Source organism: Corynebacterium uropygiale, assembly GCF_021568315.1.
Taxonomy (GTDB): domain Bacteria; phylum Actinomycetota; class Actinomycetes; order Mycobacteriales; family Mycobacteriaceae; genus Corynebacterium; species Corynebacterium uropygiale.
In genome coordinates, this window is record NZ_JAKGSI010000002.1 from 345,644 (window position 1) to 358,534 (window position 12,891).

A 12,891-nucleotide genomic window follows, 5' to 3' on the forward strand; every position below is an offset into this window, starting at 1 on the left:
ATGACGGAGTATCCAGAAACCGGGCTGCTTGCAGACGCCGAGTCGGGCAGCCTCCTCATTCTTCACGCCCGCCCCTATGGGGAGGGCGAGGGCCAGAACGTCCTCATTGAGGACGGGGTCATCGTTGACATGGACGCTGCGGAGGACACCCCGGCGGATCGCACGATCGACGCCAAGGGGCAGGTGCTCCTCCCTGGCCTCGTGGACATGCACGTCCACCTGCGCGAGCCGGGCCGGGAGGACACCGAGACCATCGCCACGGGCTCCGCAGCCGCCGCGAAGGGCGGCTTCACCGCCGTCTTCACCATGGCGAATACCCGCCCCACGGTGGATCAGCCCATCATCGCCGAGGGCATCTGGGCCAAAGGCCAGCGCATCAACCTCTGCGATGTCCACCCCGTGGGCTCCATCACCAAGGGTCTGGAGGGCAAGGAGCTCACCGAGTTCGGCATGATGGCCCGCAGCGATGCCCGCGTGCGCATGTTTTCCGACGACGGCAAGTGCGTGGACAATCCCCTCGTCATGCGCCGGGCCTTGGAATACGCCCGGGGCTTGGACGTCCTCCTCGCCCAGCACTGCGAGGAGCCCCGGCTCACCGAAGGGGCCGTCGCGCATGAGGGCGAGATCGCCGCGCGGCTGGGGCTTCGCGGCTGGCCGCGGGCCGCGGAGGAGTCCATCGTTGCGCGCGACGCCCTGCTGGCCAGGGACTATGGCAGTCGCACGCACATCTGCCACGCGAGTACCGAGGGCACGGTGGAGCTCGTGATCTGGGCGAAGGAGCACGACATTCCGCTCACCGCCGAGGTGACCCCGCACCACCTGCTGCTCACCGACAAGCGACTGGAAACCTATGACGGCGTCAACCGCGTGAACCCGCCGCTGCGGGAGGATCGCGATGTTCAGGCGCTGCGCCAGGCGCTGCTCGACGGGATCATCGACTGCGTGGCCACCGATCACGCCCCGCATGGCTCGGAGGAGAAGTGCTGCGAGTTCGACCTCGCCCGGCCGGGCATGCTGGGCCTGGAGACCTCCCTGGCCATCATCGCGGACACCTTCGTACGCACGGGCCAGGCGGATTGGCGCTGGCTGGCCAAGGTGATGAGCGAGAAGCCCGCGGAAATCACCCGCCTTCCGGGGCACGGTCGCCCCGTCGCGGTGGGGGAGCCGGCCAACCTCTGCCTCGTGAACCCGGATGACCCGTGGACCTCCTACGGCCACGAGTCGGAGTCGAAGTCCGTCAATAACCCCTATGAAGGCATGGACTTCCACGCTCGGGTGAGCACGACGATCCTCCGCGGGCGCGTGACCTACCAGGACGGGAAGGTGAGCGCCCCGCGGCGAGAGCTATGAATATAATGCACAACAACGGAAAAATTGCACTGAGTGGGATGCAGAAAGGTGACGCCGTGACGTCAGGAACTCATCAGCCAGCCGTGCTGGTTCTCGCCGATGGAAGTGTCTTCCGGGGCGTGGCTTTCGGGGCGACAGGAACGACGCTCGGAGAGGCCGTCTTCAGCACCGGCATGACGGGCTACCAGGAAACGTTGACGGACCCCTCCTATCACCGTCAGATCGTCGTCGCGACGGCGCCGCAGATCGGAAACACCGGCTGGAACGACGAGGACAGCGAGTCCCACACCGGCCGCATCTGGGTGGCGGGCTACGTGATCCGCGACCTCTCCATGACCGTCTCGAACTGGCGCGCCACGCGCTCCCTGGAAGATGAGATGATCGCGCAGGGGATCATCGGCATCCGGGGTGTGGACACGCGCGCGCTCGTGCGGCGGCTGCGGAACTTCGGTTCCATCAAGGCGGGCATCTTCTCTGGGGAGGACGCCCGCGCGGACGTCGAGGAGCTGGTCGCGGCCGTGAAGGCCCAGCCGGACATGGCCGGCGCGGACCTCTCCGCCGAGGTCAGCACCACCGAGCCCTACACCCTCGAGCCCGAGGGCGAGGCCCGCTTCACCGTCGTGGCCTATGACATGGGTATTAAGTCCTCCACCCCGCGGTACCTCGTGCAGCGCGGGATCCGCACCATCGTCGTCCCGGCGAACACGCCTTTCTCGGAGATCACCTCCTATGATCCCGACGGCGTCTTTGTCTCTAATGGCCCGGGCGACCCCGCCACCGCGGACGCCATGGTGGAGGTGGTCCGCGAGGTCCTCGCCGCGAAGATCCCCTTCTTTGGCATCTGCTTCGGGAACCAGATCCTCGGCCGGGCGCTGGGTCTTGAGACCTACAAGCTGAAGTTCGGCCATCGCGGGATCAACGTGCCGGTCATCGACCACACCACCCAGCGCATCTCGATCACCGCGCAGAACCACGGCTTCGCGCTCAAGGGGCAGGGCGGGGAGCGCTTCGACTCTGACTTCGGCCCCGCGATCATCACCCACACCTGCCTCAACGACGACGTGGTGGAGGGTGTGGCGCTTGCCGACGGCCGCGCTTTCTCGGTGCAGTATCACCCGGAGTCCGCCGCCGGCCCCCACGATGCCCAGCCGCTCTTCGACCAGTTCGTGGAGCTCATGTCCGCCGCCCGCTCTGAGACCCAGGAGGCTTAACGCACATGCCGAAGCGTACTGACATCAACCACGTCCTCGTCATCGGCTCTGGCCCCATCGTCATCGGCCAGGCGTGCGAGTTTGACTACTCCGGCACCCAGGCGTGCCGCGTCCTCAAGGAAGAGGGCCTGCGGGTCACCCTCGTGAACTCGAACCCGGCGACCATCATGACGGACCCCGAGTTCGCCCACCACACCTATGTGGAGCCCATCGAGCCCGAGTACATCGAGGCGATCCTCGAGAAGGAAAAGGAGCAGGGGCACCCGGTCGACGCCGTCCTCGCCACCCTCGGCGGGCAGACCGCCCTCAACGCAGCCATTCAGCTCGACCGCCGGGGGATCCTCGATCGCTACGGCGTGGAGCTCATCGGCGCGGACATCGACGCCATCCAGCGCGGTGAGGACCGGCAGATGTTCAAGGACATCGTCGAGAAGATCGGCGGCTCCTCCGCCCGTTCCCGCGTCTGCCACACGATGGAGGAGGTCCGGGACACCGTCGCGGAGCTCGGCCTTCCCGTCGTCGTTCGCCCCTCCTTCACCATGGGCGGCCTGGGATCCGGCCTGGCGTACACGGAGGAGGACCTCGATCGCATCGCCGGCGGCGGGCTCGCGGCCTCTCCGGAGGCCAACGTGCTCATCGAGGAGTCGATCCTCGGCTGGAAGGAGTATGAGCTCGAGCTCATGCGCGATGGGGACGACAATGTCGTCGTCATCTGCTCCATTGAGAACGTCGACGCCCTCGGCGTACACACCGGCGACTCGGTGACCGTCGCCCCCTCCATGACGCTCACGGACCGCGAGTTCCAGACCATGCGCGACCAGGGCATCGCCATCATCCGCGAGGTGGGCGTGGCCGCTGGCGGCTGCAACATCCAGTTCGCCATCAACCCGGATGATGGGCGGATCATCACCATCGAGATGAACCCGCGCGTCTCCCGCTCCTCCGCGCTGGCTTCGAAGGCGACGGGATTCCCCATCGCGAAGTTCGCGGCGAAGCTGGCCATCGGCTATACCCTCGACGAGATCACCAACGACATCACCGGCGAGACCCCGGCCGCCTTCGAGCCCACCCTTGACTACGTCGTCGTCAAGGCCCCGCGCTTTGCCTTCGAGAAGTTCGTCGGCGCGGACGACACCCTCACGACCACGATGAAGTCCGTCGGCGAGGCCATGTCGCTCGGCCGCAACTACATTTCCGCGCTGAACAAGGTCATGCGCTCCCTGGAGCAGAAGTCCGCCGGCTTCTGGACCACCCCGGACGACGAGCGCAGCGTCGAGGAGCTCCTCGAGTCCCTCCGCCGGCCCACCCAGGGGCGCATGTACGACGTCGAGGCCGCTCTCCGCAAGGGCGCGAGCATCGAGCAGGTCTACGAGGCCTCCGGCATCGACCCGTGGTTCCTCGCCGAGCTCAGGGGGCTCGTCGACTTCCGCGAGGTCCTGGAGAAGTCCCCGGTGCTCGACGCCGATCTCCTCCGCCACGCGAAGTATTACGGCCTGTCCGACGCCCAGATCGCCGCTCTGCGGCCGGAGTTCGCCGGGGAGGACGGTGTGCGGAGCCTGCGCTGGTCGCTGGGCATCCGGCCCGTGTTCAAGACGGTGGACACCTGCGCCGCCGAGTTCGAGGCGAAGACCCCGTATCACTACTCGGCCTATGAGCTCGACCCCGCCGCGGAGTCCGAGGTGGCCCCGCAGACGGAGAAGGACAAGGTCCTCATCCTCGGCTCGGGCCCGAACCGCATCGGCCAGGGCATCGAGTTCGACTACTCCTGCGTGCACGCGGCCCTCGAGCTCTCCCGGGTGGGCTACGAGACCGTCATGGTGAACTGCAACCCGGAGACCGTCTCCACGGACTATGACACCGCAGACCGCCTCTACTTTGAGCCCCTGACCTTCGAAGACGTCATGGAGGTCTACCACGCGGAGTGTGAGTCCGGCACCGTGGCCGGGGTCATCGTCCAGCTCGGCGGGCAGACCCCGCTCGGCTTGGCGCAGCGGCTTCGCGACGCCGGGGTTCCCGTCGTCGGCACCACCCCGGAGGCCATCAACCTCGCGGAGGATCGCGGCGAGTTCGGCGAGGTCCTTCGCCGCGCCCAGCTGCCCGCGCCGGACTTCGGCACGGCCACGTCCTTCGCCGAGGCCCGCGAGGTGGCCAGCTCCATCGGCTACCCGGTCCTCGTGCGCCCCTCCTATGTCCTCGGCGGGCGCGGGATGGAGATCGTCTACGACGAGAAGTCCCTCAACGACTACATCGACCGGGCGACCGAGCTCTCCAGCGACCACCCGGTGCTCGTTGATCGCTTCCTCGATTCCGCGATCGAGATTGACGTCGACGCCCTCTGCGACGGCAACGAGGTCTACCTCGCGGGCGTCATGGAGCACATTGAGGAGGCGGGCATCCACTCAGGCGACTCGGCCTGCGCCCTGCCGCCCATGACGCTTGGCGCGGAGGACATCGAGAAGGTCCGGGAGTCCACCGAGGCGCTCGCCCGCGGCATCGGCGTGAAGGGACTCATGAACGTCCAGTACGCCCTCAAGGACGACATCCTCTACGTCATCGAGGCCAACCCCCGCGCCTCCCGCACGGTGCCCTTCGTCTCGAAGGCGAGCGGCGTGCACCTCGCGAAGGCCGCCGCCCGCATCATGATGGGCGCCACCCTCGCGGAGCTCAAGGAGGAGGGTCTCCTGCCCACCGACTACGATGGCGGCTCCCTGCCCCTCGACGCGCCCATCGCGGTGAAGGAAGCCGTGCTGCCCTTCACCCGGTTCCGCCGTCCCGACGGCAGCATGCTGGACACCCTGCTCAGCCCCGAGATGAAGTCCACGGGTGAGGTCATGGGCCTGGCCGATAACTTCGGCGCGGCCTACGCCAAGGCTGAAACCGCTGCGTACGGGCCGCTGCCCACGGGCGGCACGGTGTTCGTCTCCGTGGCTAACCGGGACAAGCGCACCCTCCTCCTCCCGATCCAGCGCCTGGCCTCCCTCGGCTTCCGGATCCTCGCCTCCTCGGGCACCTCGATGATGCTGCGCCGCAACGGCATCGAGTGCGAGACCGTCCTCAAGCAGAAGGACGTCCACTCCGGGGCTCGCGGCGAGTCGATCGTCGACCTTATCCGCAAGGGCGACGTCGACCTCATCCTCAACACCCCGGCAGGCTCCGCCTCCACCCGGCACGATGGCTACGCTATCCGCGCCGCGGCGGTGGGCGCCGGCGTTCCGCTGGTGACCACTGTCCAGGGCATCAACGCGGCGGTCCAGGGCATTGAGGCGCTCCAGCGCGGCGGGCTGAAGGTTCGCGCGCTGCAGGAGCTCGACCACACGGTGGTGGGGCGCCAGTGAGGGGCTTCGGCGAGAGGCTTCGCAACGCTGCGGTCGAGCGCGGGCGGCTGTGCGTCGGCATTGATCCCCACGAGCACCTCCTGGAGCAGTGGGGGTTGCCGGCATCCGTCGACGGCCTCCGCGAATTCTGCCGGATCTGCGTGGTGGCTTTCGCGGACACGGCGGCGCTCGTCAAACCGCAGGTCGCTTTCTTCGAGCGCTTCGGTGCCGCGGGCTTCGCGGTGCTCGAGGAGACCATCAGCGCCCTGCGGGATGGGGGAGCGCTCGTCCTCGCGGACGCCAAGCGGGGCGACATTGGCTCCACCATGGAGGGCTATGCCCGCGCCTGGCTGGATCCCGCTGCGCCCCTGGCCTGCGACGCGGTGACGCTCAGCCCCTACCTGGGCCTGGGTTCTCTGGAGCCGGCTGTCCGCACTGCTGCCGAGCACGGCGGCGGGATCTTCGTCCTCGCCGCGACGTCCAACCCGGAAGCCCACTCGATCCAGCGGGCGAGCGATGGGGAGGGGCGCAGCATCGCCCAGCAGATCGTCGACGGCGTCGCGAAGCTCAATGCTGATCTGGGCGAGGAGGCCGGCAGCATCGGCGTCGTCGTCGGCGCAACGGTGAGCGAACCCCCAGCTCTTGGGCACCTCGGCGGTCCTGTCCTCCTCCCGGGCGTGGGAGCCCAGGGGGCCGGGGCGGCGGACGTGGCGCGCATCTGCGCGGGCGTGGAGCACCTGGCATTTCCGAACATCTCGCGGGGAATTCTCCGCGCGGGGCCGGACGTCGAGGCTCTCCGCGCCGCCGTGGCGGAAGCTAGCAGGGAATTTCCTGCATAGGGATGTGCGCCTAGCCCGATATGCTGGTATTTTGTTCTAAGACTCCCGGGGATCGCCCAGGACGAACGTTCTGGGCGGCCAGGAGCATGGATCTAAACCACACCGGTGTTAGACTGGTCCAACGTCCACACGTGGGAGATGTGTGCTAGGTTCATGCACTCGACGGCGATATGGTGTGTCATAGCGCTAGGTCGCACTCCCCAGGAAGAACTACTCAACGAGACGAATCGGAGGAATCCCCGTGGCCCTTCCCAAGTTGACTGATGAGCAGCGCAAGGAAGCTCTCGCTAAGGCCGCTGAGGCCCGCAAGGCTCGCGCGGAGCTGAAGGACAAGCTCAAGCGCGGCGGCACCAACCTCAAGGAAGTCCTGGCCCAGGCCCAGGATGACGAGATTATCGGCAAGACCAAGGTCTCTGCGTTGCTGGAAGCCCTCCCTAAGGTGGGCAAGGTGAAGGCTAAGGAAATCATGGAGGAGCTCGAGATTGCTCCGACCCGCCGTCTGCGTGGGCTGGGTGAGCGGCAGCGTCGCGCTCTCCTCGATCGCTTCGGTTTCAGCGAGGACTAACGATGACCTGTGGTGAGACCCGTCGTGGCCGGCTTGTCGTCTTGGTCGGCCCCTCGGCAGTGGGGAAGTCCACGGTGGTTCACCAGCTGCGTCAACAAATCGACAACCTGTATTTCAGCGTGTCGATGACCACTCGCGAGCCGCGGCCCGGGGAAGTCGATGGAGAGGATTATTTCTTCGTCAGCCCCGAGCAATTCCAGCAGGAAATCGACCACGGCGGAATGCTGGAGTGGGCGGATATCCACGGTGGCCTCCAGCGTTCGGGAACCCCGGCCAAGCCGGTGGAAACCGCCCTGGAGGAGGGGCGCCCGGTCCTCGTCGAAGTCGACATCGTGGGAGCGCGGGCCATCAAGGCCCTGCTCCCGGAGGCGACGACCGTGTTCCTCGCCCCGCCCTCGTGGGACGAGCTCGTCCAGCGGCTGACCGGCCGCGGGACGGAGACCGAGGAGGTCATCCAGCGTCGGCTGGAGACCGCTCGCAATGAGCTCGCCGCCCGGGATGAATTTGATCGCGTCGTCGTCAACGAGGATGTGGATCAGGCGGTGGCCTCGATCAGTGATATTCTGCTGGCACAGAACAGCTAAGTAGTCAAGAAAAGGTGACAGTGACCAAGGTGAGTACTGAGACTTCGCGGACGAAGGCCGTTTTTGATCCGCCCGTCGGCATTACCTCTCCGCCGATCGACGAACTTCTGGACAAAGTATCCTCGAAGTACGCTTTGGTGATCTTTGCCGCGAAGCGCGCCCGCCAGATCAACAGCTACTACCAGGATGCTGATGACGGCGTGTTTGAGTTCGTCGGCCCGCTCGTGACCCCGGAGCCGGGGGAGAAGCCGCTGTCGACGGCTCTCCGCGAGATCGACGAAGGCTTGATCGAGCACGAGGAAGGCCGCTAGGCACGCGCGATCACGAGGCTCACGTGACGACGCTTCAATAGACCCCCGCGAGAAGGTGCAGTGCCTCTCGCGGGGGTTCTCGCTCATCTCCGCTCGGGTTTGGGAAAGGACTCCATGAATACTTCAGCTCCGCGGCGCATCGTCGTCGGTGTGGCCGGCGGCATCGCGGCCTATAAGGCCTGCCACCTCGTTCGCTCCTTGACGGAGGGAGGCGATAGCGTCCGCGTGGTCCCCACGCCCGCCTCCCTCCGCTTTGTTGGCGAGGCCACGTGGGAGGCGCTCTCCGGCCAGCCGGTCTCCACCACGGTCTTCGAGGCCGTCGATGAGGTCCAGCACGTTCACATCGGGCAGCAGGCCGATGCCATCGTCATCGCCCCGGCGACAGCCGACCTCCTCGCCCGGCTCGCCGCCGGGAGGGCGGATGACCTCCTCAGCGCCACGGTGCTCGTCGCCACGTGCCCGATCATCCTGGCCCCCGCCATGCACACCGAGATGTGGCAGAATCCCGCCACCCAGGCGAACGTCGCCACCCTCCGCCAGCGGGGGCTCATCGTCCTGGAACCCGCGCACGGGCGCCTCACAGGCCGGGACTCCGGGCCCGGCCGCCTCCCGGAGCCTGAGCAGATCGCGGAGCTCACACGCTCGGTGCTGGCCGGCGTCTCCCTGCGGCGGGACTGGGAGGGGCGGAGCCTCCTCGTGACAGCCGGGGGCACGCAGGAGAACCTCGACCCCGTCCGCTTCCTCGGGAACCGATCCTCCGGGCGCCAGGGTTGGGCGCTTGCGGAGATCGCGGTCCAGCGTGGCGCCGCGGTGACCCTCGTGGCCGCGGACACCGAGGACCTCCCAGTCCCTCCCGGCGCTGAGCTCATCCGCGCACGCAGTGCCCGGGAGATGCACGAGGCCGTGTCCTCCCGCGCCGCCTCCCAGGACGCCATCATCATGGCGGCCGCCGTGGCGGATCTCCGACCGGCTCGCGTGGCGGAGGCCAAGATGAAGAAGGGGCGGGACGACGACGCCCTGTCCACCATCGAGCTGGTGGAGAATCCCGATATCCTCCGCGGCCTCGTCGAAATGCGCGAGGCGGGACGCCTGCGCCCCGGGGTGCGCATTGCTGGTTTCGCCGCAGAGACGGGTGATTCTTCTCATAGTGCGGTGGAGCTCGCGGAGCTTAAGCTCCGACGGAAGGGCTGTGACGTGCTCATGTGCAATGAGGTGGGCGTCGATAAGGTCTTTGGCCAGCCGACAAACGGTGGCGTGGCGCTCATTCGTCGGCCGGAGGGGGAGTGTCCTGAGCGCCGGACCATCGCGCAGGGGAGTAAACAGGTAGTGGCCGCCGAACTGTTAGACATCATTGCTGAACAATTCCGTTGCCAAATGTAGACTGCTCGGTCTATCATGTCAGGGTAGACTGTGCCGATAGTGTTGATTGAGAAGGAAGAACTGCCAGTGGGAATGGATGCATTGAGACTCTTTACCAGTGAATCTGTCACCGAGGGGCACCCCGACAAAATCTGTGATGCTATCTCGGATACCATCCTCGACGCCATGCTGGGCCAGGATCCGCACGCCCGCGTGGCGGTGGAGACGCTCGTGACGACCGGCCAGGTCCACGTCGTGGGGGAGGTCCGGACCAGCGGCTACGTGGAGATCCCGCAGCTCGTGCGCGAGACACTCCTGTCCATTGGGTTCAACTCCTCGGACATGGGTTTCGATGGCCGGACCTGTGGCGTCAACGTGGCGATCGGCGAGCAGTCCGTGGAGATCGGCCAGGGCGTCGATAACTCCCAGGAGGTCCGCGCTGGGGAACAGCACGACGCGGATGACCAGGCCGGCGCCGGTGACCAGGGCCTCATGTTTGGCTACGCCACCAACGAGACGCCCGAGTTCATGCCATTGCCCATTGCGCTGGCGCACCGCCTGGCCCGGCGCCTCACCGAGGTACGGAAGGAGGGCATCGTCAACCATCTGCGTCCCGACGGCAAGACCCAGGTCACCCTGGCCTATGACGAGAATGATCGCCCCGTCGCCATCGACACGGTGGTCATCTCGACGCAGCACGACGATGCCGTGGACCAGAAGTGGCTCGCCGAGCAGCTGCGCGAGCACGTCCTCAACCACGTCCTCAGCGATGAGAACATCATCGGCACGCTGGACACGAGCGACATCACCCTGCTGGTGAACCCCTCTGGCTCCTTCATCGTCGGTGGGCCCATGGGCGATGCCGGGCTCACCGGGCGCAAGATCATCGTCGACACCTATGGCGGCATGGCCCGCCACGGCGGCGGAGCCTTCTCCGGCAAGGACCCGAGCAAGGTAGACCGCTCGGCTGCGTACGCCATGCGCTGGGTGGCCAAGAATATTGTGGCCGCCGGGCTCGCAGACAAGGCCGAGGTGCAGGTGGCCTACGCCATCGGCCGGGCTGCCCCCGTGGGACTGTACGTCGAGACCTTCGGCACCGCGAAGAATGGCCTCACCGACACCGCCATCCAGGACGCCGTCCACAAGGTCTTTGACCTGCGCCCCGCGGCGATCATCCGCGAGCTTGATCTCCTGCGCCCCATCTACGCGCAGACCGCGGCCTACGGGCACTTTGGTCGCACGGATGTGGACCTCCCGTGGGAGCACACCAACCGTGTGGAGGAACTCCGCCGCGCCGCTGGAGTGTAGGGGGTATAATCCCTCCCCATGGCTTCACCCCGCGTCCCCGCATCATCGCTGCCGGTGGCGCGGGTTTTGCCGCTTCTGGGGATCGCACACCTCGACCGCCCCTTCGACTATCTTGTGCCCTCTGACCTCGATGAGGAGGCGCAGCCCGGGGTGAAGGTGCGCATCCGTTTCTCGGGGCGGCTCGTCGATGGCATCCTCCTCGAGCGCACCGAGCAGCAGGAGCACTCCGGGTCGCTGCGCTACCTCGACCGCGTGATCTCACCGTGGGTGGTCTACCCAGAGCGGACGGCCAATCTGGTGGAGGCTCTCGCGGACCGCTATGGGGGCGTGCGCTCGGACATCATCCGCGCGGCGATCCCGTCCCGCCACGCCTCCGCCGAAGACTCCGACATCTCCACCCCATGGGCGGAGCTCGGCAGCCTCACTGAGCCCGATCTCTCCGCGTGGAGCAGCTATCGCTTTGGGCCCTCCTTCGTGGACTCCGTGCTCGCCGGGGCGCCCGCCCGCGCCGCCTGGCAGGTCCTGCCGGGGGAGAGTTGGGCAGAACCGATTGCCGCGCTGGCAGCCAAGGTCGCCATTGATGGCGGCGGGGCGCTCATTGTTGTGCCTGATCAGCGCGACGTCGACGTCCTCGAACGCGCCCTGCGCACGTGGGTGGCCGCCCGTCACATCACGACGCTCACCGCGGCGCTGGGGCCCCAGGCTCGCTATCGCCGCTTCCTGTCCGTGTTGGCAGGGCAGGGGCGTCTGGTCATCGGGACGCGCTCCGCGGCCTTCGCGCCCGTCCAAGACCTTCGGCTTGCGGTCATCGTCCACGATGGGGACGATAATCTCGTCGATCCCCGCGCACCCTATCCCCATGCGAGGGAAGTCCTCACCACCCGCAGCGTGCAGGAGGGCTGCGCGTTTATCTCGGCAGGGTGGTCGCGCACGGCGGAGACCCAGCTCCTCGTGGAGGCGGGCTGGGCGCATGACCTCGTCGCGCCGCGGGAGGTGCTGCGCCAGACTGCGCCGTGGATCCGTGCGGTGGGGGACTCCGATTTTGAGCTGCAGCGGGATCCGCGGGCCCGGCAGGCGCGTCTGCCCAAGATCGCCTTTGAGGCCATGCGCGCGGCCATCGACCGGGACCGCGCGGTGCTCGTCCAGGTCCCCCGTAAGGGCTATATTCCCGTCCTGGCCTGCGGTTCCTGCCGCACCCCGGCGCGCTGCCGCGCGTGCAACGGCCCGCTCGAACTCCGGGAGTCCCAGCCCGGGCGGCCGGCCATCCCGACGTGCCGCTGGTGCGGCCGCCCCGACACCCACTACACGTGCCCGGAGTGCGGTTCGACGGCTCTGCGCGCCGTGGTCCTCGGTGCGGGGCGTACCGCCGAGGAGCTGGGCTCGGCCTTTCCCGGGGTCCCCATCATGATTTCCGGCGGCAACCGGGTTCTCGATGAGGTGCGGGACCGGGGGAGCATCGTCATCAGCACGCCTGGGGCGGAGCCGAGGATCGCGGAGAACGGGCACTTTGGCGCGGCGGTGCTTGTGGATACGTGGGCGCTGCTCGGGCGCCAAGATGTCCGGGCGACGGAGAAGGCCTTCGACTCCTGGTGTCACGCGGCGGCGCGGGTGGAGCCCGCCGAGCGGGGCGGGCAAGTCGTCGTCGTCGCGGATAACGCGTTGATCGTGGTGCAGGATTTTCTCAGCTGGGATCCCGTCGGCGCTGCGAGCCGGGAGCTGCGGCAGCGGCGGGAGGCGCGCTTCCCCCCGGCGGTCCACATGGCCGCGATTGATGGGGTGGGCTCGGCGCTCAGTGAGTTCGTGAGGAGCGTCTCCCTCCCCGAGGGGACGGAGATTCTGGGGCCCGTGGACCTTCCGCCGGGGGTGACGCTCCCTGGGGAGTGGGATGCCGCGGTGCACGGGGAGGCGCAGCGGGTGCTGGTGCGCTGCCCGCTGGGCCCGCGCTCCGAGCTGGGGCAGGCTCTGCGTTCGGCGCGAAGCGCGCGCTCGGCGCGGAAGAATGATAGTCCGCTGCGGATCCAGGTGGACCCGCTGCGGATCGGCTAGGGGC

10 protein-coding genes are annotated in these 12,891 nt (G+C 67.5%); all 10 read left to right on the forward strand.

What is annotated here, in order from left to right:
* The 10 genes from L1O03_RS05135 (at position 1) to L1O03_RS05180 (ending at position 12,887) form a co-directional block, all read left to right on the forward strand.
* Complete coding sequence (locus L1O03_RS05135; protein ID WP_236118354.1) at positions 1 to 1,350, forward strand: dihydroorotase; 1,350 nt, start codon at positions 1 to 3, stop codon at positions 1,348 to 1,350.
* Between the two features lie 38 nt (positions 1,351 to 1,388).
* Positions 1,389 to 2,561 carry a glutamine-hydrolyzing carbamoyl-phosphate synthase small subunit gene (carA, locus tag L1O03_RS05140; protein WP_420830295.1) on the forward strand — a complete coding sequence of 391 codons (1,173 nt, stop codon included), beginning with the start codon at positions 1,389 to 1,391 and terminating at the stop codon, positions 2,559 to 2,561.
* 5 nt (positions 2,562 to 2,566) lie between these two features.
* Complete coding sequence (gene carB, locus L1O03_RS05145; protein WP_236118356.1) at positions 2,567 to 5,896, forward strand: carbamoyl-phosphate synthase large subunit; 3,330 nt, start codon at positions 2,567 to 2,569, stop codon at positions 5,894 to 5,896.
* Positions 5,893 to 6,714 (forward strand): orotidine-5'-phosphate decarboxylase, encoded by an 822-nt coding sequence (gene pyrF, locus L1O03_RS05150; protein WP_236118357.1) that lies wholly within the window; start codon positions 5,893 to 5,895, stop codon positions 6,712 to 6,714. Before carB ends, pyrF begins: the two co-directional genes overlap by 4 nt.
* A 241-nt stretch (positions 6,715 to 6,955) precedes the next feature.
* A complete protein-coding gene (mihF, locus tag L1O03_RS05155) occupies positions 6,956 to 7,279 on the forward strand; it encodes an integration host factor, actinobacterial type (protein ID WP_236118358.1) in 324 nt (107 codons plus the stop codon).
* A gap of 2 nt (positions 7,280 to 7,281) precedes the next feature.
* Positions 7,282 to 7,863: a guanylate kinase gene (gmk, locus tag L1O03_RS05160; RefSeq protein WP_236118359.1), complete on the forward strand. Its 582-nt coding sequence runs from the start codon at positions 7,282 to 7,284 to the stop codon at positions 7,861 to 7,863.
* A 20-nt stretch (positions 7,864 to 7,883) separates the two neighbouring features.
* The gene (gene rpoZ, locus L1O03_RS05165; protein WP_236118360.1) at positions 7,884 to 8,174 is read left to right on the forward strand and encodes a DNA-directed RNA polymerase subunit omega; all 291 of its coding nucleotides are present in this window, start codon (positions 7,884 to 7,886) and stop codon (positions 8,172 to 8,174) included.
* Positions 8,175 to 8,288: 114 nt separating this feature from the next.
* Positions 8,289 to 9,554 (forward strand): bifunctional phosphopantothenoylcysteine decarboxylase/phosphopantothenate--cysteine ligase CoaBC, encoded by a 1,266-nt coding sequence (gene coaBC / locus L1O03_RS05170; RefSeq protein ID WP_236118361.1) that lies wholly within the window; start codon positions 8,289 to 8,291, stop codon positions 9,552 to 9,554.
* A gap of 72 nt (positions 9,555 to 9,626) precedes the next feature.
* Positions 9,627 to 10,841: a methionine adenosyltransferase gene (gene metK, locus L1O03_RS05175; RefSeq protein ID WP_236118362.1), complete on the forward strand. Its 1,215-nt coding sequence runs from the start codon at positions 9,627 to 9,629 to the stop codon at positions 10,839 to 10,841.
* Between the two features lie 18 nt (positions 10,842 to 10,859).
* The gene (locus L1O03_RS05180; RefSeq protein WP_236118363.1) at positions 10,860 to 12,887 is read left to right on the forward strand and encodes a primosomal protein N'; all 2,028 of its coding nucleotides are present in this window, start codon (positions 10,860 to 10,862) and stop codon (positions 12,885 to 12,887) included.
* The last annotated feature ends 4 nt before the right edge of the window (positions 12,888 to 12,891 follow it).

Bases quoted from the DNA above. Each gene is read 5' to 3' on its own strand.
- L1O03_RS05135 (WP_236118354.1), top strand. From the start codon at position 1: ATGACGGAGTATCCAGAAACCGGGCTGCTTGCAGACGCCGAGTCGGGC.
- carA (WP_420830295.1), top strand. From the start codon at position 1,389: ATGCAGAAAGGTGACGCCGTGACGTCAGGAACTCATCAGCCAGCCGTG.
- carB (WP_236118356.1), top strand. From the start codon at position 2,567: ATGCCGAAGCGTACTGACATCAACCACGTCCTCGTCATCGGCTCTGGC.
- gmk (WP_236118359.1), top strand. From the start codon at position 7,282: ATGACCTGTGGTGAGACCCGTCGTGGCCGGCTTGTCGTCTTGGTCGGC.
- coaBC (WP_236118361.1), top strand. From the start codon at position 8,289: ATGAATACTTCAGCTCCGCGGCGCATCGTCGTCGGTGTGGCCGGCGGC.
- metK (WP_236118362.1), top strand. From the start codon at position 9,627: ATGGATGCATTGAGACTCTTTACCAGTGAATCTGTCACCGAGGGGCAC.
- L1O03_RS05180 (WP_236118363.1), top strand. From the start codon at position 10,860: ATGGCTTCACCCCGCGTCCCCGCATCATCGCTGCCGGTGGCGCGGGTT.